Source organism: Ruegeria sp. CDSB022, from assembly GCF_059611145.1.
In genome coordinates this window covers 763,260-783,778 of sequence record NZ_JBXWOZ010000001.1, presented here as the reverse complement: position 1 = coordinate 783,778, position 20,519 = coordinate 763,260, and the positions used below count along the sequence as shown (strand labels likewise).

Here is a 20,519-nt window from a genome sequence, read left to right as displayed (position 1 = left end):
CCTCGCGATAAAATCCATATCTTACTATGGATTAGCCTCGGAATTAACGCAAACCCGCCCGCTGAGCAGCCCGGATGATTGCGGCCGCTACTTCGGGTGCGGCAACGATCTGTGGCATATGGCCAATTCCCGGCAATTCGATCAGTTCAGCGCCGGGGATTTGGTCGATCAGGGGTTCCGCATGCCATTCCAACCCGACCGTTGTGTCGGCGGTGCCATGCACAACCTCGGTCGGGACCGAAATATCCTTATAGCGCGGCTGCAGCGCACGAACTTCGTCCAACAGATTGGCGCGTTGCATTGCGTTGGCATGCATCGAAGCCGGGCGCATGGTCAGCCCGGGGCCAAAATGTTCGGCATAGCCTTCCGGTGCAGTTTGGGGGGAAAACACACCGTCTAGGGCCTGCTCGACATACCAATCGGGGACAAAGGCGTTGATCAACGGCAGCACAAGCGCGTTTCCGGGCTTGGTCGCGGCCATTCGGTTGAAACCGTCCAGCGGCGTCTCCCATGGGATTGCTGCCGGAGCAATCAAAACCAGGGCCGAGATATTTTCGGGCTGTGTAACCGCCCAGGCCAGCGACACCGACCCGCCATAGCTTTGCCCTGCAACAATGGGTTTGTCCGCGCCCAGCTTGACAGCTGCACGGCGTAGGATTTCGGCTTGTTCTTCAAGGGTTTCGCCGTCCGGATTGAAGCTGTCGGAATACCCCAATCCGGGCCGGTCAAATACAATGACACGGAAATCTTCTGCCAGAATTGGGGCGAGGGCAAAAGTCATGTCCCGAGTGTTACCACTGGACCCGTGGATCAGCACGACATCGGGCCCGTGCCCCATGACTACGGCATGAACGCTGACTCCATCGACGTCGATCAGCTGACCCTCGGGTGGAAAACTGGCCTCGGCAACAGCTTCGTTCCGTGACACGCGCCAAGTTGTTACGGTGGCCAGGCCAGCAATCAGCAGGGCAAGAGCTATGATGGTTTTAAGAACCAATTTGTTCCATATCGAACGGTGTTGTCTGATAGATTTCGTTAATCCAGTTGCCATAGAGCAGGTGCGCATGGCTGCGCCATCTGTTCTGAGGCCGGCGCGAGGGGTCGTCGTCTGGATAGTAGTTCATCGGCACGTTTATCGGTGTGCCGTTGTCGATATCGCGATCATATTCCTGCTTGAGCGTATCACTGTCATATTCGAAGTGGTTGAAGATATAAATCGCACGATGGTCCTTATCTTCGACTAAGCAGGGGCCTGCCTCATCACTACCCAGCAAGGTGGTCAGGCCCGTAGCGTTGTCGATTTCGGCCTGCTTCATCTCGGTCCACCGGCTGACCGGGATGACGCAATCATCGGAAAACCCGCGCAGAAACGGTGAGGAGGGGGCCAGATTGCGGTGCCGGAAACATCCGAAAGCCTTGGCGTCCAAAATATGCTTACGCACCCCATGGAAATGGTTGATCATCGCCATTCCGCCCCAGCACACGCCAAAGGTCGAATGGACATTTGTCTGGGTCCAGTCAAATACTTCGCTGATCTCTTCCCAATAGGTGACATCCTCGAATTCAAGATGTTCGATCGGGGCGCCGGTGATGATCAGGCCGTCAAATTTTTGGTCCCTTACCTCCTGAAACGGGCGGTAGAACTCGGCCATATGCTCGGCTGCGGTGTTTTTGGTCCGATGTTCGGTCATACGGATCAGCGATAGGTCGATCTGCAGTGGGGTTGCACCGATGAGGCGAGCGAACTGGTTTTCGGTCTGAATCTTCTTGGGCATCAGATTCAGCAACCCGATCCGAAGGGGGCGAATATCCTGACGCATTGCCTGATCCTCGGACATGACCATGACGCCCTCATTGGTGAGAACGTCATATGCGGGCAGGTCAGAGGGAATCTTGATCGGCATCGGATGCAAGCCTTTGGTTTAAGAGTGTAAGTGCCGTAGTTAATCGCGCATTGGCCGGGTCTCAAGTGCACGTTCGATCAACTCATCGAAATCACCGTCGTCGCGAATACTGTGCATGTCGCTGGCAGCGATCGTCAGACCCCAGTTGTCGGCCATTGCCCTGTATCTCGGTTGCCGGTGCGCAAGAGCTTTGGCATAGGTCCAGCGAATGAATGCGTTGGGATCGACCTGTTCGGCGGAACAGCCTTGTTGGGTCAGATATTCGTCCCAGACACGTGTCAGGAATTCGGGCTGATAAGACATGGGCTTGGGCGCACGGTCAAAGCGCCTGATCAGCTCGGACGTGTGGTCGTCATCACCTTTGATCCAAATCATCAGCGTGTGGCGCGACAGCTCAGTCAGGACCTGATCGCGCGGATCGTCGGGATCAACCCATTCGCAGATCGAACCGCCAGTATCGCAAATGAAATGCGGGTATTGGTACAATCTCTGCGCCCGATCCACGAAATACTCGGTATCCAGCAGAGCGTGAATTTCTGCCAAACGGAATTGTTCCTGACGGCGTTTATATTCGGTCAGCTCCATGCCGCCCTGTGCCGGGTTGCCCGGTTTTCCCAGATAGGCGGCGACAGGGGTCAAGTTCTCGAACGAGATATTTGATCCGATGTAAATGGAATCAGACAACAGCAGGTCACGCAGGAAAGGGACCTTCATGGCCTCGGCTTTGGCGTTGTCGATGATATACTCGCCCATGTATCGCGTGCCGATCCGGTAATCGACCGAATAGTGGAACCAGTCCCCGGAATCGCGCAGAACGTTGGACACATAGGTCTTTCCCAGGCCTGACATGCCAAAAAACAGCACCTTTTTGCGCGCGGCTTCCCGCCAGTCTTTTGCCGAGTTGTAGATCATTGTCCACTATCCCTTTTCCGACCTTGCTAAAACGGGTGGGAGGCGGCGTCAATCGCGCGTGCGCGGTTGTTTAGAACCAACAGTCTTGGGCACAGGTTTCGTTATGCCAGAATGGGAGTAGATATCTGTTCCTTGCCACGCAGGACCGCATCATCTCAATTCGTGATCATGCGGATCTATGCAAAAAAGGCTCCGCCGGAGGGCGGAGCCTTGTGAACAGTTTTGCCGCTGATCAGTTCAGAGAGTAGGTCAACTGAAGGCCGACGCTCCAGGCAGAGTTGCCGCTGAATTCACCACCCGTGGTGGTTGTCGCATCGCCAATGTCCGTATAACGGACACCGCCCGAGATCTGAGCATTTTCCACGGTGTAAGTACCGCCTACGCCAATGCTCCAGAAACCGTCAGTCGGCCCCAAGTTTGATACTTCGGTACCATTCGACTTTTCGTAAGATGTAGATATCGCACCAGAAAAAGCCTCTGAGAACTGATATCCCATTCCAAGAGTATAGGTGAATGTGTCGTCGTCAAAGTCGACGAGGTTGTCCCCAACGATCCCGACATAGGCGGCAGGTGCCACTACTGTCTGAGGCCAGTCAACCCAGCGGATCGATCCAAACACCAGCGTTTTTGGGGCAACCCCGGTCTGGAAATCCAGGTTGATGGATTGCGGTGTCTCGACCCTGGTCGTGTCATCGATTGTTTGCAACCCGGCGGGGACGGGCGGCACTACGTTGAACGACTCGGTCGACGACAGATCGTGAGTGATCTTGGAGTTGTAGACCAGCGAAACCCGAGCTGCGATTTCAGGTTTTTCCCAGGCAACCCCGACGAGATAACCAAAGTCAGTATCGGCATCCGCATCAAATTCGTATCCGGCTGCTGCCGGTACAACGACTTTTGCGCTAGCACGTTGCGCGCGAATACCGCCAATGGCGCTGAAGCCACCGTCAAGCTTGTAGCGCAACAATGCGGTGAGGGAGTCGACATCAGCGCTGGCCCTCAGAATCCCGCTGCGTCCTCCAAACGCTGCAGTTGGATTCTGCGACAGGGGATAGTCGGCGGAATACCCAATATCCGCACCGAATGGTTCATCATAGATCAGCGCAAAGTCCAGTTTGTCAGTAAATGAACGTTTGTAAGCCAGGCCCGGTGAGAAGAAAGCATTCGACACATCACCTGATTCTACGCCATTTTGTTCACCGCTTACGTCGGGTGACGCATATCCAAGACGAAGTTGGACCACGGATCCCTCTTCGAAAATGATATTGATTCCCTGTCCACTACGGTCCAGACCACCGGCTTGAATGCTTGTTGCGCCCACGCACAAAGCACACGCCTGTAGAAGCGTCTTCTTCATCCATTCCTCCCAATTATATCGCTAAGTTGCGCGAATTTGTGGTGTCTGCGCACAACCGAGTTATTCTTACAGGTGGATTTCACTCTCTCAACAATAGCTGGTCAACGGGTGACTGAACGTTACCCTTAGTGAGTGTTGCGAGAATCTGTTGCTAAACTGTTACGGTTTTCCGACTGAACGTTAAGGAAGATACCCACAAAAATGACAGCAGCCCCCACGAGCGTCCACTGATCGAGAGCCTCATGATAGAAAAGCATACCGACAATCGCGATTGTAGGAAGGCGCGCAAAATCGAATGGGATCACAACCGTAGCCGGTGCGATTGAGAGTGCATTCGTAATGCAGAAATGCGCCAATAGGCCTGCAAGCCCTACAAGCAAAAGCCAAGGCGCGGTTGCCATCGTTGGTAACGCAAGTTCTCCGTCGATCGCAGAGGCTGCCAGCCCAAGACCAGCCTGTATAACGGTCAGCCAGAACATGATGCACCCGATGCTTGCAGAACGCGTGAGTTTTTTGGTGGAAATTGTAGTCAAAGCGAAGAACACCGCCGACGTCGCGGCGGCGACAATTCCTGCGCTTAACGGAACAGCCCCCGGTCGTGCGACTATAAGGATACCAGCAAAACCGATAAGTGCTGAAAGGACCCGCACGACTGTCAACCGCTCGGCCAGCAGCATCGGGGACAGCAGGATCACCCAGATCGGTTGCGTAAACTCAAGTGCAAAGACCTGTGCCAGTGGTGCCACGGAAACAGCGTAGAACCAGAGATTCTGACCGGTGAAATGCAGGGTATTTCTTACCCCGTGGAGGTCAATCCGTTCGGTCGATACCTGATGCCACTTTCCCGTAACCGTCAGGACAAGGCTGACCACGCACATGCCGACTAGGCTGCGATAAAACATGATCTCAAAGGTGTCATGGGTGACGCTCAGCTCACGTCCGGCCACGGCCATAGACGTAAAGGATGCGATCGCCCCGATCATCCACAGCGCGGCTTTGCCGATTTGGGGTTTGCTGCTTTCCATTGAGTTGCCCGCGCACTAGGAGTTCTACGATGTTGATTGGTAACTAAATATTTGTGTCGCAGAAACAAAAAAGCCGGGCGCTGGCCCGGCTTGTTTTTATTCCCACTCGATTGTGCCCGGAGGCTTCGACGTGATGTCATAGGTGCATCGGTTGATGCCTTTGACCTCATTGATGATCCGGGTGGCGGTTTCGCCCAAGAATTCATGACTGAACGGGTAATAGTCGGCGGTCATTCCGTCGACTGAGGTAACTGCCCGCAGGGCGCAGGCATAGTCGTACGTGCGGCCATCGCCCATGACGCCGACGGTTCGAACCGGCAGGATCGCCACGAAGGCCTGCCAGATATCATCATAAAGCCCATGTTTGCGAATCTGGTCGATATAGATCGCATCGGCTTCTCGCAGGATATCTAGTTTTTCGCGGGTGATTTCACCGGGGCAACGGATTGCCAGACCAGGGCCGGGGAAGGGGTGGCGGCCGATAAAGCTTTGGGGCAGGCCCAGCTCGCGTCCCAATGCGCGGACCTCGTCCTTGAACAGTTCGCGCAGCGGTTCAACCAGTTTCAGGCCCATTTTCTCTGGCAGACCACCAACATTGTGGTGGCTTTTGATCGTGACCGAAGGCCCGCCCGAGAACGAAACGGATTCGATCACATCAGGGTAGAGGGTACCTTGGGCCAGGAATTCCGCCCCGTCGATCGTGTCGGCATGTTTCTGGAACACGTCGATGAACAGCTTGCCAATTATCTTGCGCTTGGTTTCCGGGTCGCTTTGCCCCTCAAGCTCACCTAGGAACAGATCGCTTTCATCCGCGTGGATAAGCCGAATATTATAGTTGTCGCGGAACATGCCGACGACTTCGTCAGCCTCGTTCTTGCGCAACAGGCCGTGATCAACGAACACACAGGTCAGCTGGTCGCCAATCGCCTCGTGGATCAGGATCGCCGCGACCGAACTATCGACACCTCCGGACAGACCGCAGATCACTTGTTTATCGCCCACTTGTTCGCGGATTGTCGCGATCATCTGCTCGCGATAGGCACCCATGGTCCAATCGCCGCTGAACCCGGCGAGCTTTACAAAATTCTCATAAAGCTTGGCGCCTTTTGGTGTGTGGTGCACCTCGGGATGGAATTGAACAGCATAAAAATGGCGGGACGTGTCTGCGGTGATCGCAAACGGTGCGTTGGGCGAGGTGCCATAAACCTGAAACCCCGGCGCGATTTCACTGACATGGTCGCCGTGACTCATCCAGACCTGTTCATCGCCGTCGGTGAACCAACCATCGAGAATATCCAGTTGGCCTTTGGGGGTCACAAAGGCGCGGCCGAACTCTGCGGTGCCATGGCCGCTTTCGACCTTGCCGCCCAACTGGTGCATCATCACTTGCTGCCCATAGCAGATACCAAGGATGGGAACGCCAATGTCAAAGATTTCCTGCGGGACCCGCGGAGACCCTTCTCGTGTCACGCTATCGGGACCGCCCGAGAAAATAACGGCCTTTGGGGCCATTTTCCGAACAAAGTCCGTCGTAACATTCTGATAAGGATGGATTTCACAATAAACATTCAGCTCACGCAGGCGGCGCGCAATCAGTTGCGTTACCTGGCTGCCGAAGTCGATGATCAGAAGGCGGTCATGGGTGTCTTGGGTCATGGGTCTGCTACTAGGTTGCGAAGATGATAAGCGCAAGGGATTTCAAGTGGTATAGACACGCCAGTTGGTCGCGGTAGGGGCCTGCTTGTCTGGTGGACGGCCCCGAAGCGAATGACGAAGACCCGCGCGAGTTTAAAAACATGTGCTGGGTCATTTTGTGGCGGTTGTCCCCGACATTTTGTCGCTTTTTCCCCTATAGCGCCGTTATCCACGACTGCCATTGCGGCGGGTTCCTGTAACACACATGTAAATTCAACAACTGACACACATGTAAATTCAACAACTGATACGGGATTTTCTCATGACAGAGGCAAACACCCGGCGCAGGGCGAGAGGTGGCGGTGGCGCTGCCCGCCGGGCCGAACGTACAGCGGTTCGTATCGAGACCGCAAAGTACATCGAACGCAATATTCCGAATTTCGAGGTTCTCAACGAAGAAGCGTTGCAGATCATCGAAACAAATGCGGAAACGCTTCTGGCCGAAGTCGGCGTCAATTTTGTCGACAATCCTGCGGCGCTGGAACGTTGGAAAGACGCGGGCGCCGATGTGGATGGCGAACGGGTGCGCATCCCACGCGGCCTTGCGCGCGAGTTGATCAAAACTGCGCCAAGCGAGTTCACGCAGCACGCAAGAAACCCGGAAAAGTCCGTGGTCATCGGCGGTCGCAATCTGGTTCTGGCGCCGGTCTATGGCCCTCCGTTCGTGCGTGATGCGCAAGGTGGCCGTCGCTATGCGACCATGGACGATTTCAACAAGTTCGTGAAACTGGCTTACATGTCAAAGTGGCTACACCACTCGGGCGGTACTGTGTGCGAACCCACAGACGTTCCGGTGAACAAGCGTCACCTGGACATGCTGATGGCGCATATGACCTTATCGGACAAGCCATTCATGGGCTCGGTCACCGATCCCAGCCGCGCTCAGGATTCGGTGGAAATGTGTGAGATCCTGTTCGGCAAAGAGTTTGTTCAGGAAAACACGGTCATGACTTCGCTGACCAACATCAACTCGCCGATGACCTTCGACGATGTGATGATGGGGTCGCTGGAAGTCTACGCCAGGAATAATCAGGCCTGCATCATCTCGCCGTTCATCGTCGGTGGTGCGATGGCGCCGGTTTCGATAGCGGGGACATTGACACAGGTTCTGGCCGAAGTTTTGGCCGGTGTCGCGTACAGTCAGATCATCCGCCCGGGAGCGCCTGCTATCTTTGGTGCATTCGTTTCGTCGATCGACATGAACTCAGGCGCGCCAACCTTTGGCACACCCGAGGCGTCAATGGTTACCTATGGCGCGGGACAGCTGGCGCGGCGTCTGGGTCTGCCGTTCCGCTCAGCCGGGTCGTTCTGTGGCTCGAAACTGCCCGATGCGCAGGCCGCTTATGAGACCGCGAACTCGCTGAACATGGGGCTGATGGCGGGTGTGAACTTCATGCTGCATTCCTGCGGCTGGCTTGAAGGCGGCCTGGTTGCGGACTTTGAAAAGTTCGTCATGGACGCAGATCAACTTGGCGTTCTGCACGGTCTGGCCAAGGGTGTGGCCTATGACGAAAACGCCCAGGCCATGGACGCAATCCGCGAGGTCGGCCCGGGTGGCCACTATCTGGGTTGTGCTCATACGCAGGCAAACTTCAAAGAGGCGTTCTGGAAGTCCGACCTGCTGGACTACAAACCTTACGAAACCTGGGAAGACGAGGGCGCGCGCGATACGCGACAGTTGGCCTCGTCTCGGGTCGAGCATTTGATTGCCAACTACAAGCAACCGGAACTCGACCCGGGAATTCACAGCGCTTTGACCGAATATGTTGAAAAGAAAAAGACCTCCATGCCCGACGCTTTCAGCTGATAACTGAAAACTGTGAGGCGCGGCTGGCTTTGTACAGCTGCGCCTCACCCAATAGCGCGATCAGAAGGTCCAAATGACGGACCAGCGAATAGCCTGCATCTTCTGCCAGTCTCTGCGCGTTAACCTCTCGTTCAATATCCATCAAACGCATCAGCGCCGCACCCGACCCAGGTAGCGATCCGTACCCAAGTATGCGTTGCAGGTGGCGGTCCCGATCATAGTCCTGTGCGCCGTGTTTGGCTGCCCGCGCCAATAGGCGGGGGCGGCGGAGGGCGGAAATCATGGTCATCAGGTCCTGCATCATTGGGCTCCACTTGTCGGATTAATGTTGCCCAATTTGTTACACAACCTAAGCGGGTGTTGCCTTAATCGGGTTCTCCCCGAACTCTCGCTTCATGAGTGTTTATGAATTTGAATGAAATCTGGTCATCACCTCCGGCAGTTAACGAACGAGTAACGAAAGCGACTCTAGTTAGAATTGGTTAACAAAGTCACCGGGGGCGATAGAGAACAGATTGTTTCGTCGATGAGGGCACAGAACTATGGAAAACAACATGGCTTTCACCATTCCGGCTTGGGTACCTGAGGGGGCACAGCGATACCTGGCCCACACAGAAACCGGCCAGTCGATCCGCGATATTGCGCGATCTGCGGGGTGCCATGCTTCGACCATTCTTAGACAAATCCGCCGAATTGAGATGCGTCGTGACGATCCATTGGTGGATGCGGCTTTGCAGTCGTTGGCCGAAGAACATTTTTCGGTCAATGATGCTTCTGATCGCGCGGTTTCAGCGTTCAGTCATAATTCACACGTCGAAAAAGAAGAATTCAACCACGAGGCCCTAAGGGTACTGCGCAGACTGTGTGAGACCGGTTCGGTCCTGGCTGTCGCTGAAGAAATGAACAAAGCAGTGGTGGTGCGCGATACCGGCGAAGCCGCTGCGACCAGAACTGCAGTGGTTGATTGCAGGATCGCACAGGCATTGGCGTTGAAGGATTGGATTTCCTGCGACAACCCAGGCCGGATATCGCGCTACCGGATTACCAGCGCGGGCCGCACGGCACTGAGCCAGTTAATGGCCGATTTCGAGAACCAGGCAAGGTCTCGCAACGAACATGGAATGGCAGAAGCACCTTCTTCGTTTCATGGGGCGCCCTCTCACGCGACGACAAACCGCGCCCATCCAGAACGTCCCAGAAGAATGCGCTATAGTGCCGCAGAAAGCCCGCTGATCGCCCTGGCAAGGCGTCGGGATCGGGATGGAAAGCCGTTTTTAGATGAAGCACTTGTCGGGGCAGGAGAGCGCCTGCGCGAGGATTTTGAACTGGCTCAGATCGGACCTCAGGTTGCACAGAACTGGGACCATTTCCTGACTGCCGGTGGGCGCGGAAGTTTTGGAAGCGGCGACACTGGCAACCGGGGTTCTTCAGAAGCGCGCGACCGCGTAGAGCGTGCATTGTCTGACCTTGGACCGGGGCTGAGCGACGTGGCTTTGCGCTGCTGTTGCTATCTGGAAGGGTTGGAATTGGCGGAAAAGCGAATGGGGTGGTCAGCGCGGTCCGGCAAAATCGTTTTGCGTATCGCATTACAGCGCCTGAAACGTCATTACCAGGATCAGGAAGAGCGCAGCCGTATGATCGGATAACGCTTTGATCGGTTTTGGTTGCGGTTTCAGGGTGGAGTGATAGCTAGGGGTTATGAACTTTACCCTTCGACAGCTCCTATACTTTAACGCTGTTGCGCAACAGCGCAACTTTGGGCGGGCGGCACAGATGTGTAACGTTTCGCAACCGGCATTATCGGTTCAGATCAAGGCGTTAGAAGAAACCCTCGGTGGTGCCCTGTTCGAGCGTAAGGCCCGTGACATATTGCTTACCCCTTTGGGGCGGGATGTGCTCGAATATGCGCGTCAGATACTTGGTGCCTCGGACAGGCTCGACCAATTTGCCAAGGATCACTCAAGCGGGCATCGGTCTTTGTCGATCGGAATAATCCCGACGATTGCGCCCTATGTTCTGCCAGGTGTTCTGGCGGGGTTAAGGGCGGCCGATGTTTCTTTGAGAGTGCAGATACGCGAAGCGCGGACAGAGCGCCTGTTGACGATGCTGCGCGCTGGTGAGATCGACGCAGGTGTGATCGCGCTGCCCTCCGAGGGAAGCGAATTGTTCGAACTTCCCTTGTTCGAGGATCGGTTCTTATTGGCCGGAAGTTCGGCACGGTTGCGCAATTTTTCCTGCGATACAGAGCGTTTGCGCCCTTTGGACCTTCAAAATGCACAGCTTATGCTACTGGATGATGGGCACTGCCTGACGGATCAGGCCCTGGAGGTTTGTGGTCAGGACCGCAGCAGCGGTCTGATTAACATGGGTGCCTCGTCTTTGGCGACATTATCCCGTTTGGTTGCCGAAGGGTTTGGATTGACGCTCATGCCAGAGCTTGCCGCCCGTTCCGAATCCGACGCGGTACCGGGTCTTGAGCTGATGCGATTTGCCTCGCCGCAGCCGGCAAGGACAGTGGGGCTAGTTCGTCGATCTTCTACCTCGCAGGAAGATTGGTTCGAAAGCCTGGCGGATACCATTCGCACCGTCGGCGAGAGCATTGTCACGCAAACGCGCTAGTCACAAAAAAGCCCGCCTGAAGCGGGCTTTTCTGTTGAGGACGAACTCAGGCCAGTTCCGGCTCTTTGACTTCGTTTAGATGTTTCATCAGGTTTTCCGGTGAAGAAACGCCATAGGGGTCCTCGGGGCAGTTATCCATCAGTCCGGGCTCTTCAAACCAGGCTTCTACGATGCCGTCATTGATGATGGCCGCATAGCGCCAGGACCGCATGCCAAAGCCTAGATTATCTTTGTCGACCAACATGCCCATTTTACGTGTGAATTCGCCTGAGCCATCAGGGATGACCTTGACGTTTTTCAGGCCTTGATCCTGTGCCCATTTGTTCATGACAAAGCTGTCATTCACGGACATGCAATAGATCTCGTCCACACCTGCGGCTTTGAAATCTGCGTGGCCGTTTTCAAAACCGGGCAACTGATAGGTCGAACATGTCGGGGTGAATGCGCCAGGCAGTGAGAACAGAATCACGCGCTTTCCTGCGAAATAGTCCGCCGTGGTCTTGTCTTCCCAACGGAAGGGGTTTGGTCCTTCGACAGAAGCGTCTCGGACGCGGGTGTGAAAGGTCACTTCGGGCAGTTTGGTGCCAGACTTCATGATCGAACTCCTGTGAATCACGTACGGTTTTCGTGGACTTAAAAGGATTCCAAATCCGCTTCAATGGCGGATGTTCCAGGTGCGTCAGAATTTACCTGACAACGCGTAAGTTGCAGTTAATGATAGGAAATTATTTAGAATTTTGGCCCTGAGACGTCAAAGTTTTTCACCCTGATGCATAGCGGCTATGCATGGGTGGTGTAATAGCAGAGGTCAGTTTATGTTATGGGTAAACCGAATTGACCCAAAGTCAGAAAGACAGGCCGTGCGCGATCTGAACATTCCCGAACAAAGACACCCAGAAAAGGCTCATCGGCCCGACAATTCGCAGCCGAAAAAGCCCAGTTGGATACGCGTCAAAGCGCCCGGTGGTCAGGGTTATGCCGACACGCGCAAGATCATGCGTGACAACAATCTGGTTACGGTCTGTGAAGAAGCCGGATGCCCCAATGTCGGTGAATGTTGGAGCCAGGGCCACGCGACCATGATGATCATGGGCGAGATTTGTACCCGCGGCTGTACCTTTTGCAACATCGCCACCGGTCGCCCGGATTCGCTGGATGCGTTTGAGCCGGGTCGCGTTGCCCATGCGGTTGAAAAGCTGGGGTTGAACCATGTGGTCATCACATCTGTCGACCGCGATGACCTTGCAGATGGCGGGGCAGAGCATTTTGCGCAGACCATTCGCGCCGTGCGTCACCGGTCTCCGGGTACGACGATCGAAATTCTGACGCCCGACTTTCTGAAATGCGATCCGTCCGTTCTAGAAGTTGTCGTTGAGGCAAAGCCAGACGTCTTTAACCATAATCTTGAAACGGTGCCTGGCCTCTATCCCGAAGTGCGACCGGGCGCGCGGTATTTCCACTCTTTGCGTCTATTGCAGCGCGTGAAAGAGCTGGACCCGTCGGTCTTTACCAAATCCGGGATCATGGTCGGTTTGGGTGAGGATGGTCAGCAGGTCCGGCAGGTCATGGATGATATGCGCGCCGCTGAAATTGATTTCCTGACCATCGGTCAGTATCTGCAGCCCACGCCCAAACACCACGGAGTCGATCGGTTCGTAACGCCGGAAGAATTCGCATCCTATGAAAAGGCAGCTTATGGCAAAGGGTTCCTGATGGTATCGGCCACACCTTTGACCCGGTCGTCTTATCACGCCGGAGACGATTTTGCCCGGCTGCGTGAGGCACGCCGGAAAAAGCTAGAACAGGGGTGACACCCGAAGCGCATGCGCGGCTGACACGCCTGCGCCACGACCTGCATCAATATCCCGAACTATCCGGGCACGAGCGTGAGACCGCTGCCCGCATAACAGATCTTTTGCGGGGGTTCGGTGCGGACCATGTGCTTACCGGACTGGGAGGGCATGGCGTTGCCGCGGTTTTTGACAGTGGGCAGGCTGGGCCAACCGTTGGTATCCGGTGCGAATTGGATGGGCTGCCGATTCAAGAACTTGGTACGCACCTATATGTGTCGAAGGTTCCGGGCAAAGGGCATCTGTGTGGCCATGATGGGCACATGGCGATGGTGCTTGGCGTTGCGGAAGACCTGGCGCGTCACCGACCCCAAAAGGGTCGGGTGGTTTTGATCTTTCAACCGGCTGAAGAAACCGGGCAGGGCGCCATCGCCTTTCGCGCGGACCCTCAATTCGCGAAGATCGCGCCGGACTACGTGTTCTCTCTGCACAACCTGCCGGGGTTGGAACTTGGCGCTGTTGAGTTGTGTCAGAGTTCGGCTAACTGCGCCTCGCGCGGGATGAAAATCATCCTGACCGGCAAGACGTCCCATGCGGCTGCGCCTCAGGATGGGGTTTCTCCGGCTCGGGCAATGTCTGAATTGATGTTGCAACTGGCGGGTTTGGGCGCAGGCGGCGCGTTGGATGCCGATTTTGCGCTGACAACTGTGACGCATGCCCGTTTGGGAGAGCCGACTTTCGGCGTGGCTCCGGGTAAGGCCGAGATCTGGGTGACCTTGCGCACCGTTTCAGATGCCCGGATGCGGACGCTGATGACCGAGGCCGAGGCACTGGCGCGCCGCGCCGCATCCGCCGACAGTCTGGAGGTTGAGATCACCTATGACGATGTCTTCGAGGCCTGCGTCAATCACAGCGACGCGGTGAGCATCATCGCAATGGCCTGCGCCGAGCGTGGGGTACCGTTCCATTCAACAGAGACGCCGCAAAAATTCTCAGAAGATTTCGGGCAATTTGGGAAAGGCGCGAAAACGGCCATGTTCTGGCTGGGGTCGGGGCAGGATCATCCGCAATTGCATAACCCTGACTATGATTTTCCAGACGCACTTATCCCGGTAGGAGTAGACGTATTTGTTGCCGCAATTCGATCACTTAATGGCTGAAACTTCAGTTTACGAGATCGCTGACTATTCCAACGGCATCAATGACTGTCTTAGTGTCATCTGATATCGACAGGATTTCGTCATCCACGCGGATATATCGCTGACCGGCGGGTAGGGGCTTCAACTTCCAGCCGTCCAGTTCATCAAGATAATCAAAATTCAGATCGTTAGGGAGTTTCTGACCTCGCGTATAACGCTTGATCTGTCCGGGCGGTACACCAACGCCATTATTGGTCTTTATCGACTTTTCGATTTTCGACTTGTCTGGGCCTTTCCCTTTGCCCTTGTTGTCTTTTGCGTCCGCAAGACCAACCGTTGCGGCGACTGCGCAAGTCGCCAGAAGCCCAATAGACATTACTTTCATAAGCAGAATCCTCCCAAGATGATCGGAGGGTAATCTGTTGTTGAGGGCGTTGTCCAATGGTATTCAATTAAGTGAATGCAAATGTGCGCAGCAACTTTGACTATTGGAATCTGGTTTTTTTTATCCTTCTCAGTCTTCGATAAAACGAACCTTACCAATAAACGGCAAGTTGCGATTGCGCTGTGCGTAGTCGATCCCGTAACCCACAACAAACTCATCAGGAATTTCAAACCCGATCCAGTCCGAACGGAAATCGACTTCGCGCCGGCTGGGCTTGTCCAGTAGTGCGATCGAGCGAAGTTTTCCAGGATCGCGGCTTTGCAGCAGATGAGTAACGTGGTTCAGCGTGTGCCCGGTGTCGACGATATCCTCGACCACAAGAACGTCGCGACCCTCAATAGCGCCGCGCAGGTCTTTTAGAATGCGGACTTCCCGGCTGCTTTCCATCGCATCCCCGTAGGATGACGCCTCAAGGAAATCCACTTCGATGGGCAAGTCCAATTCGCGCACCAGATCGGCGATAAAGACAAAGCTGCCACGCAGCAGGCCGACAACGACCAGCTTGTCGGTCCCGTCGAATTCGGCAGTGATTTCGCGGCAAAGTTCTTCGATCCTGGCGGCAATGGCCTTTGCCGAGATCATCTCATCAATCACATATCCGCGCTGGCTCATCGCTGCCCCCTTGATCTTTGGCGCGCAACATACGACATGACGCGCCATTGTCACCTGCAAAAACCGGACGCCATGCCTATACATTCGGAAACGCGACACCTGCCTTACACTGCGCAACAGATGTACGATCTGGTTGCCGATGTAGCAAAGTATCCCGAGTTTTTGCCCTGGTGTGCGGCTGCACGTATCCGACGCTCATATGCAGCAGGAGAGGCACAGGTGATGGAAGCGGACCTGATCATTTCGTTCAAAGTGTTCCGCGAACGCTTTGGCAGCCGGGTTACCCTGTTTGCCGAACAACGCCGGATCGACACGGAATATCTGGATGGGCCCTTCAAATACATGAAGTCGGACTGGCATTTCGAGGACGCAGCAGAAGGCGGGTGCAACGTTTCGTTCCATGTTGATTTCGAATTCAAGAATGCCATTCTTCAGGGTATCATCGGAGTGGTCTTCAATGAGGCGATGCACAGGATCGTGAGGGCGTTCGAGGGCCGGGCAGAGGAATTGTACAGCTAAGTCTTTACCCGAAAGCGGCGCTTGCTAGACTGCGCCACATGACTGATTTTACCACAGCATTGGCCGATTTTGCCTCGGGGCCTGTTGCGACCTCGTCAGAGGCCCGTCTCGTAACCTCTCTGTCTGCGCTGGATTGGGTGGTTGTTGGCCGCGTCGGTGTTAGCGAACCCGTATCTCAGACCGTGCGCGCACTGGCTCTGGATGAAGGAGGCAACCCGCAGGCCCATCTGTTTGGCGGGGGGCTGGCTCCCGTCAGGGCAGCAGGTTTGGTTAACGGAACCATTTCCCACGCTTTGGATTATGATGACACGCATTTTGCGCATATCGGGCACCCTTCGGTCGCGGTTATGCCTGCGGCCTTTGCCCTTTGTGATTGGGACGACCGAATTCTTGTCGATGTCCTTGAGGCCGCTCTTGTCGGGATGGAGGTTTCGATCCGCGTAGGGCTTTGGCTGGGGCGTGCGCATTACCAGGGCGGGTTCCATCAGACCGCGACGTCAGGTGCCTTTGGTGCGGCGGTCGCCGCTGGCCGGGTGCTGCGGTTCGATACGGAAAAGATGCGCCGGGTTCTTGGTCTGGCTGCCACCCGCGCCGCAGGGTTGAAAGCTCATTTCGGCACGATGGGAAAGCCCTATAATGCCGGGCTAGCTGCCGCTGCAGGGGTTGAGGCCGCGCTTTTGGTGTCCAAAGGGTTTGATCCCAACTCGGATGCGCTTGAGGGGCCCTATGGTTTTGGCGCAACCCATATGGGGCAGTCCGAACAGGCCACTGCTCTGGATGGAATAGGAGAAACGTGGCTGTTCAAAGATGTAAGCCATAAGTTTCATGCCTGCTGTCATGGGTTGCACGCCGCATTAGAGGCCGCACGTGACCTGGATATTGCTGAACCCGAAGTAGCCGAGATCAGGATCAGGACCCACCCGCGCTGGATGACAGTGTGTAATCAAACCTCTCCGACCACCGGGTTGGGGGCCAAGTTTTCCTACCGGACGGTTATTGCTATGCAAGCGCTGGGATATGACACAGCCTTGCCAGACAGTTTTTCGGATAAGGTATGTGCGGATAGGCGCCTGCAATCGCTGCGGGACCGGATTTCAGTCGAAGCCGATGAGACGCTGTCTGAAACTCAGGCGGATCTGTCTTTGCTGCGCCGCGATGGGGCACGAAAACAGGCCAGCCACGATTTGCTTGGCCCAATGACATTGGCCGACCGGGAAGACCGGGTCAGAAGCAAGGCGGCCAAGCTGATCGGTGCCGAGGACGCAGACGCGATCTGGTCGATGCTGCGTACCGGTGGCCGCACCCGTGATCTGGCGAAAATGCTGGCGCGTTAGACGACGCGCCAGTGCAAGGGGAACCCGGGTTCGAATACTGTTACCGGGCCGTCGTCAGTTTCGATCTTGTCGGGGTATTCAACGGGGTCGCCCTTGGTAAGGGTGATGGTTTCTTTATTCACCGGCAGGCCATAAAACGCAGGTCCGTTCAATGATGTGAACCCTTCCAGCTTGTCCAGCGCACTGGCTTTGTCAAACATCTCGGCCACAAGGGACATTGTGTTTGTAGCGGTGAAACATCCCGCGCAACCACAGGCCATTTCCTTGTTCGCGTCTGTGTGCGGCGCGCTGTCGGTGCCAAGGAAGTAGCAAGACATCCCAGAAGTTGCGGCGCTCATCAAAGCCTGGCGATGGGTCTCGCGCTTGGCCACGGGCAGGCAGTAGTAATGCGGTTTGATCCCGCCCACCAGGATGTGATTGCGGTTGATGATCAGGTGATGGGCCGTGATTGTTGCAGCAAGATCATCTCCACCGGATTGCGCATAAATCGCACCCTGAGCCGTCGTGATGTGTTCCATCACGACCCGCAAACCAGGAGTCGCCTGGCGCAGTGGATCAAGTATCGTATCGATGAAAACCTCTTCGCGGTCGAAAATGTCGACCTCGGCATCGGTGACTTCACCATGGACACACATCGGCAGACCGATCTCAGCCATTCTCTCAAGCACCGGGCGGACCTTGTCGAAATCACGCACGCCCGAGGCGGAATTGGTGGTTGCGCCTGCGGGATACAGCTTTACGGCCTTGATCAGCCCACTTGCATGGGCTGCGGCGACATCCTCGGCGTCGGTGTCTTCGGTCAGGTACAAGGTCATCAGCGGCTCGAACGGCATGCCTTCGGGCAGGGCGGCCAGAATGCGGTCGCGATATGCGGCGGCCTGATCGCCGCGCACAACTGGCGGAACGAGGTTCGGCATTATGATCGCACGGGCAAAATGGCGTGCGGTTTCGGGCAGAACGGCCTGCAACATGGCGCCATCGCGCAAATGCAGATGCCAGTCATCGGGGCGGCGAATGGTCAGCGTATCAGTCATGCGCACCCGCTAGCACAGCCTCGGCCAAAGACCAACCAAACCGTGAGGATCTGGTGCAAAAACTTCGCCCCTTTGCTGCGATGGCGTCAGGCTGACGGGGCCGGGGCCTTGACGCCCCCGCGCTTGCATGACCTGTTAAGCGACGAAAGTATGAGGGTTCCATGACGCAGCAAGATTCCATTGATGCCGTGCAGCAGATGCTGGGCTCGCAAGGGTACGTTTGCGGCCGGGCCTTGGCGACGGTGGTGTTTCTGTCATTGAAACTGGGCCGTCCACTGTTCCTCGAAGGTGAGGCGGGCGTTGGAAAAACCGAAATTGCCAAAGCGTTGGCCGCTGGCCTGAACCGCCGCCTGATCCGCCTGCAATGTTATGAGGGGCTGGACGCGTCCTCGGCGGTTTACGAATGGAATTTCCCGGCGCAAATGGTGGCAATCCGAACCGCCGAAGCCTCGGGCGGGGCTGACCGTGGGGCGCTGCAGACCGAATTGTTTTCTGACGACTACCTGATCGAGCGTCCGTTGCTGCAGGCCATGCGCCCGGATGAAAACGGGGCTCCTGTCCTGTTGATTGATGAACTTGACCGCACGGATGAACCGTTCGAGGCCTTCCTGCTGGAAGCGCTCAGCGATTTTCAGGTCACTATCCCCGAATTGGGAACTGTCAAAGCGCCGGAGCCACCGATTGTCATCGTTACATCGAACCGAACGCGAGAGGTGCATGACGCTCTGAAACGCCGGTGCCTGTACCATTGGGTCGATTACCCGGATTTTGACCGTGAAATTGAAATTCTGAACGCCCGCGCCCCCGAGGTCGCCGAGGCGCTAAGCCGAGAGGTCGTCGCCTTTGTCCAACACCTGCGCACAGAGGATCTGTTCAAGAAACCAGGCGTGGCCGAGACGATCGACTGGGCCAAATGCCTGCTGGCGCTGGACGTCATCAACCTTAGCCCCGAAGTGATCGGCGACACGCTGGGAGCAATCCTGAAATATCAGGACGATATCCAGCAACTGCAAGGGTCCGAGGCGAAACGCATTCTGGATGAAGCCAAGGCGTCGCTGGAACCTGCCTGATGGCTGAACAGCTCCCTCTCGACATCCCCGACAACCCAAAACTGGCGCAGAATATCACTCATTTCGCGCGGGCTTTGCGCAAGGCCGGGTTGCCCATCGGCACCGGTCGGGTCGTGGATGCGATCCGGGCGGTTCAGGTTGCGGGCTTCTCGGAGAAGCGCGACTTTTACTGGACGTTGCACGCTTGTTTCGTGACCCGACCCGAGCATCGGGCAGTATTTGCGCAGATTTTCCGCATGTATTGGCGCGACCCTCGTTACATGGAACACATGATGTCCATGATGCTGCCCGCGATCCGCGGCGTTCAGGAAGAGCGCAAGGCCGAAGCTGCAGAGAAACGCGCGGCCGAGGCTCTGCTGGACGGCGTCGAACGGGACTTGCCTGACAGCTCTGACATCGAGGAAGAAACTGAGCTGGAGATAGATGCGTCGCGGACCGCGTCCTCGGAAGAACGGTTGCGCAATCTAGACTTTGAGCAAATGAGCACCGAAGAAATTGCCTTGGCCAAGCGCATTCTGGCACAGCTGAAATTGCCGGTAAAACCAATCGAGTCGCGCCGAGGCCAAGCCAGCCACCTTGGGCATCGGATCGACCGCGCCCGCACGCTGCGCGCATCCATGCGGCAGGGTGGTGAACTGCGGGACATCGCGTATTTGAAGCCGAAACAACGGTGGCCGAACCTTGTCGTTCTCTGCGATATCTCAGGATCCATGAGCCAGTACTCTCGTATCATCCTGCATTTCCTGCATGCGGTTTCAAACGTCAAGGGCGCGGGGTGGGCCAAGGTTCATGCGTTTACCTTCGGCACGAGGTTGACGAATATCACTCGGCACCTGCGCCAACGCGATGTGGATGCTGCCTTGTCGGCGGCGGGGGCCGAGGCGCAAGATTGGGAGGGTGGCACGCGGATCGGGGAATGCCTGCACGCTTTTAACCGTGACTGGTCGCGTCGGGTTCTGGGGCAGGGTGCGGTGGTGTTGTTGATTACGGATGGTCTGGATCGGGGCGAACCCGAGGTGCTTGGAAAAGAAATCCAGCGCCTGCATCTGTCAGCCCGCCGTTTGATCTGGCTGAACCCTTTGTTGCGATGGGATGGCTTTGCGCCAAAAGCGCAGGGGGTGGCGGCGATGCTTCCCCATGTTGACAGCTTTCGGGCCGGTCATTCCATTGCGTCGCTGGAAGATCTGGCCAAAGTCATCTCAAAACCGGATGACATGGGTGAGAAAGCGCGGTTGATGGCCGCGCTTTCGAAGTAGG

At 56.0% G+C, this 20,519-nt stretch carries 20 protein-coding genes; 9 read left to right on the top strand and 11 right to left on the bottom strand.

Annotated features, from left to right (window positions below):
* Nucleotides 1–43: 43 nt before the first annotated feature.
* From AC2FIZ_RS03955 to guaA, 6 genes are all read right to left on the bottom strand, one after another.
* On the bottom strand, nucleotides 44–997 hold the full coding sequence (locus tag AC2FIZ_RS03955; protein WP_496790621.1) for an alpha/beta fold hydrolase: 954 nt from the start codon (nucleotides 995–997) through the stop codon (nucleotides 44–46).
* Nucleotides 987–1,904, bottom strand: coding sequence for a homoserine O-acetyltransferase MetA (gene metA / locus AC2FIZ_RS03950; RefSeq protein ID WP_281994700.1), 918 nt, complete (start codon nucleotides 1,902–1,904; stop codon nucleotides 987–989). Before metA ends, AC2FIZ_RS03955 begins: the two co-directional genes overlap by 11 nt.
* Before the next feature lie 39 nt (nucleotides 1,905–1,943).
* Nucleotides 1,944–2,816: an ATPase gene (locus AC2FIZ_RS03945; protein WP_281994699.1), complete on the bottom strand. Its 873-nt coding sequence runs from the start codon at nucleotides 2,814–2,816 to the stop codon at nucleotides 1,944–1,946.
* Between the two features lie 232 nt (nucleotides 2,817–3,048).
* A complete protein-coding gene (locus AC2FIZ_RS03940) occupies nucleotides 3,049–4,173 on the bottom strand; it encodes an OmpP1/FadL family transporter (RefSeq protein WP_142634147.1) in 1,125 nt (374 codons plus the stop codon).
* A 125-nt stretch (nucleotides 4,174–4,298) separates the two neighbouring features.
* On the bottom strand, nucleotides 4,299–5,198 hold the full coding sequence (locus tag AC2FIZ_RS03935) for a DMT family transporter (protein WP_496790620.1): 900 nt from the start codon (nucleotides 5,196–5,198) through the stop codon (nucleotides 4,299–4,301).
* Between the two features lie 96 nt (nucleotides 5,199–5,294).
* A complete protein-coding gene (guaA, locus tag AC2FIZ_RS03930) occupies nucleotides 5,295–6,854 on the bottom strand; it encodes a glutamine-hydrolyzing GMP synthase (RefSeq protein ID WP_142634143.1) in 1,560 nt (519 codons plus the stop codon).
* A 301-nt stretch (nucleotides 6,855–7,155) separates the two neighbouring features.
* On the opposite strand from guaA, the gene AC2FIZ_RS03925 reads away from it, so the two are divergent.
* Nucleotides 7,156–8,700, top strand: a complete 1,545-nt coding sequence (locus AC2FIZ_RS03925) for a trimethylamine methyltransferase family protein (protein ID WP_281972186.1) — start codon at nucleotides 7,156–7,158, stop codon at nucleotides 8,698–8,700.
* Here AC2FIZ_RS03925 and AC2FIZ_RS03920 read toward each other — a convergent pair.
* Complete coding sequence (locus tag AC2FIZ_RS03920; RefSeq protein ID WP_142634139.1) at nucleotides 8,693–9,001, bottom strand: DUF6477 family protein; 309 nt, start codon at nucleotides 8,999–9,001, stop codon at nucleotides 8,693–8,695. The two genes, AC2FIZ_RS03925 and AC2FIZ_RS03920, sit on opposite strands and share 8 nt — an antisense overlap.
* 241 nt (nucleotides 9,002–9,242) lie before the next feature.
* Between AC2FIZ_RS03920 and AC2FIZ_RS03915 the strand changes: the two genes are divergently transcribed.
* Both AC2FIZ_RS03915 and AC2FIZ_RS03910 read left to right on the top strand, forming a co-directional pair.
* On the top strand, nucleotides 9,243–10,346 hold the full coding sequence (locus tag AC2FIZ_RS03915) for a DUF6456 domain-containing protein (RefSeq protein ID WP_496790619.1): 1,104 nt from the start codon (nucleotides 9,243–9,245) through the stop codon (nucleotides 10,344–10,346).
* Nucleotides 10,347–10,398: 52 nt separating this feature from the next.
* The gene (locus AC2FIZ_RS03910; RefSeq protein WP_496790617.1) at nucleotides 10,399–11,319 is read left to right on the top strand and encodes a hydrogen peroxide-inducible genes activator; all 921 of its coding nucleotides are present in this window, start codon (nucleotides 10,399–10,401) and stop codon (nucleotides 11,317–11,319) included.
* A gap of 46 nt (nucleotides 11,320–11,365) precedes the next feature.
* Here AC2FIZ_RS03910 and AC2FIZ_RS03905 read toward each other — a convergent pair whose 3' ends face one another.
* Nucleotides 11,366–11,914 (bottom strand): peroxiredoxin, encoded by a 549-nt coding sequence (locus AC2FIZ_RS03905; protein ID WP_496687851.1) that lies wholly within the window; start codon nucleotides 11,912–11,914, stop codon nucleotides 11,366–11,368.
* A 265-nt stretch (nucleotides 11,915–12,179) separates the two neighbouring features.
* Between AC2FIZ_RS03905 and lipA the strand changes: the two genes are divergently transcribed.
* A complete protein-coding gene (gene lipA, locus AC2FIZ_RS03900; RefSeq protein ID WP_142634131.1) occupies nucleotides 12,180–13,130 on the top strand; it encodes a lipoyl synthase in 951 nt (316 codons plus the stop codon).
* Entirely contained in the window at nucleotides 13,127–14,269 is a 1,143-nt protein-coding gene (locus tag AC2FIZ_RS03895) for an amidohydrolase (RefSeq protein WP_281994696.1), read from the top strand. Before lipA ends, AC2FIZ_RS03895 begins: the two co-directional genes overlap by 4 nt.
* 4 nt (nucleotides 14,270–14,273) lie before the next feature.
* Here AC2FIZ_RS03895 and AC2FIZ_RS03890 read toward each other — a convergent pair whose 3' ends face one another.
* Together AC2FIZ_RS03890 and hpt are read right to left on the bottom strand one after the other, a co-directional pair.
* Nucleotides 14,274–14,633: a hypothetical protein gene (locus AC2FIZ_RS03890; protein ID WP_281994695.1), complete on the bottom strand. Its 360-nt coding sequence runs from the start codon at nucleotides 14,631–14,633 to the stop codon at nucleotides 14,274–14,276.
* A gap of 129 nt (nucleotides 14,634–14,762) precedes the next feature.
* Complete coding sequence (hpt, locus tag AC2FIZ_RS03885; RefSeq protein WP_142634125.1) at nucleotides 14,763–15,305, bottom strand: hypoxanthine phosphoribosyltransferase; 543 nt, start codon at nucleotides 15,303–15,305, stop codon at nucleotides 14,763–14,765.
* 72 nt (nucleotides 15,306–15,377) lie between these two features.
* On the opposite strand from hpt, the gene AC2FIZ_RS03880 reads away from it, so the two are divergent.
* Together AC2FIZ_RS03880 and AC2FIZ_RS03875 are read left to right on the top strand one after the other, a co-directional pair.
* Nucleotides 15,378–15,824 (top strand): type II toxin-antitoxin system RatA family toxin, encoded by a 447-nt coding sequence (locus AC2FIZ_RS03880; RefSeq protein ID WP_142634123.1) that lies wholly within the window; start codon nucleotides 15,378–15,380, stop codon nucleotides 15,822–15,824.
* 38 nt (nucleotides 15,825–15,862) lie between these two features.
* Complete coding sequence (locus AC2FIZ_RS03875; protein ID WP_281972182.1) at nucleotides 15,863–17,158, top strand: MmgE/PrpD family protein; 1,296 nt, start codon at nucleotides 15,863–15,865, stop codon at nucleotides 17,156–17,158.
* Here the strand turns inward: AC2FIZ_RS03875 and pyrC are convergent.
* On the bottom strand, nucleotides 17,155–18,192 hold the full coding sequence (pyrC, locus tag AC2FIZ_RS03870) for a dihydroorotase (protein ID WP_142634119.1): 1,038 nt from the start codon (nucleotides 18,190–18,192) through the stop codon (nucleotides 17,155–17,157). The genes AC2FIZ_RS03875 and pyrC overlap by 4 nt on opposite strands.
* 161 nt (nucleotides 18,193–18,353) lie before the next feature.
* On the opposite strand from pyrC, the gene AC2FIZ_RS03865 reads away from it, so the two are divergent.
* On the top strand, nucleotides 18,354–19,262 hold the full coding sequence (locus AC2FIZ_RS03865; RefSeq protein ID WP_142634117.1) for an AAA family ATPase: 909 nt from the start codon (nucleotides 18,354–18,356) through the stop codon (nucleotides 19,260–19,262).
* Nucleotides 19,262–20,518 carry a vWA domain-containing protein gene (locus AC2FIZ_RS03860; protein WP_142634115.1) on the top strand — a complete coding sequence of 419 codons (1,257 nt, stop codon included), beginning with the start codon at nucleotides 19,262–19,264 and terminating at the stop codon, nucleotides 20,516–20,518. The genes AC2FIZ_RS03865 and AC2FIZ_RS03860 overlap by 1 nt, the downstream gene beginning before the upstream one ends.
* The last annotated feature ends 1 nt before the right edge of the window (nucleotide 20,519 follow it).

What these genes read in the sequence shown, in the direction of transcription:
- AC2FIZ_RS03865 (WP_142634117.1), top strand. Translation starts at nt 18,354, where the DNA reads ATGACGCAGCAAGATTCCATTGATGCCGTGCAGCAGATGCTGGGCTCG.
- AC2FIZ_RS03905 (WP_496687851.1), bottom strand. Translation starts at nt 11,914, where the DNA reads ATGAAGTCTGGCACCAAACTGCCCGAAGTGACCTTTCACACCCGCGTC.
- AC2FIZ_RS03860 (WP_142634115.1), top strand. Translation starts at nt 19,262, where the DNA reads ATGGCTGAACAGCTCCCTCTCGACATCCCCGACAACCCAAAACTGGCG.
- AC2FIZ_RS03940 (WP_142634147.1), bottom strand. Translation starts at nt 4,173, where the DNA reads ATGAAGAAGACGCTTCTACAGGCGTGTGCTTTGTGCGTGGGCGCAACA.
- AC2FIZ_RS03945 (WP_281994699.1), bottom strand. Translation starts at nt 2,816, where the DNA reads ATGATCTACAACTCGGCAAAAGACTGGCGGGAAGCCGCGCGCAAAAAG.
- AC2FIZ_RS03910 (WP_496790617.1), top strand. Translation starts at nt 10,399, where the DNA reads ATGAACTTTACCCTTCGACAGCTCCTATACTTTAACGCTGTTGCGCAA.
- AC2FIZ_RS03935 (WP_496790620.1), bottom strand. Translation starts at nt 5,198, where the DNA reads ATGGAAAGCAGCAAACCCCAAATCGGCAAAGCCGCGCTGTGGATGATC.
- guaA (WP_142634143.1), bottom strand. Translation starts at nt 6,854, where the DNA reads ATGACCCAAGACACCCATGACCGCCTTCTGATCATCGACTTCGGCAGC.
- AC2FIZ_RS03920 (WP_142634139.1), bottom strand. Translation starts at nt 9,001, where the DNA reads ATGCAGGACCTGATGACCATGATTTCCGCCCTCCGCCGCCCCCGCCTA.
- AC2FIZ_RS03875 (WP_281972182.1), top strand. Translation starts at nt 15,863, where the DNA reads ATGACTGATTTTACCACAGCATTGGCCGATTTTGCCTCGGGGCCTGTT.
- AC2FIZ_RS03890 (WP_281994695.1), bottom strand. Translation starts at nt 14,633, where the DNA reads ATGAAAGTAATGTCTATTGGGCTTCTGGCGACTTGCGCAGTCGCCGCA.
- metA (WP_281994700.1), bottom strand. Translation starts at nt 1,904, where the DNA reads ATGCCGATCAAGATTCCCTCTGACCTGCCCGCATATGACGTTCTCACC.
- hpt (WP_142634125.1), bottom strand. Translation starts at nt 15,305, where the DNA reads ATGAGCCAGCGCGGATATGTGATTGATGAGATGATCTCGGCAAAGGCC.
- AC2FIZ_RS03925 (WP_281972186.1), top strand. Translation starts at nt 7,156, where the DNA reads ATGACAGAGGCAAACACCCGGCGCAGGGCGAGAGGTGGCGGTGGCGCT.
- pyrC (WP_142634119.1), bottom strand. Translation starts at nt 18,192, where the DNA reads ATGACTGATACGCTGACCATTCGCCGCCCCGATGACTGGCATCTGCAT.
- AC2FIZ_RS03915 (WP_496790619.1), top strand. Translation starts at nt 9,243, where the DNA reads ATGGAAAACAACATGGCTTTCACCATTCCGGCTTGGGTACCTGAGGGG.
- AC2FIZ_RS03880 (WP_142634123.1), top strand. Translation starts at nt 15,378, where the DNA reads ATGCCTATACATTCGGAAACGCGACACCTGCCTTACACTGCGCAACAG.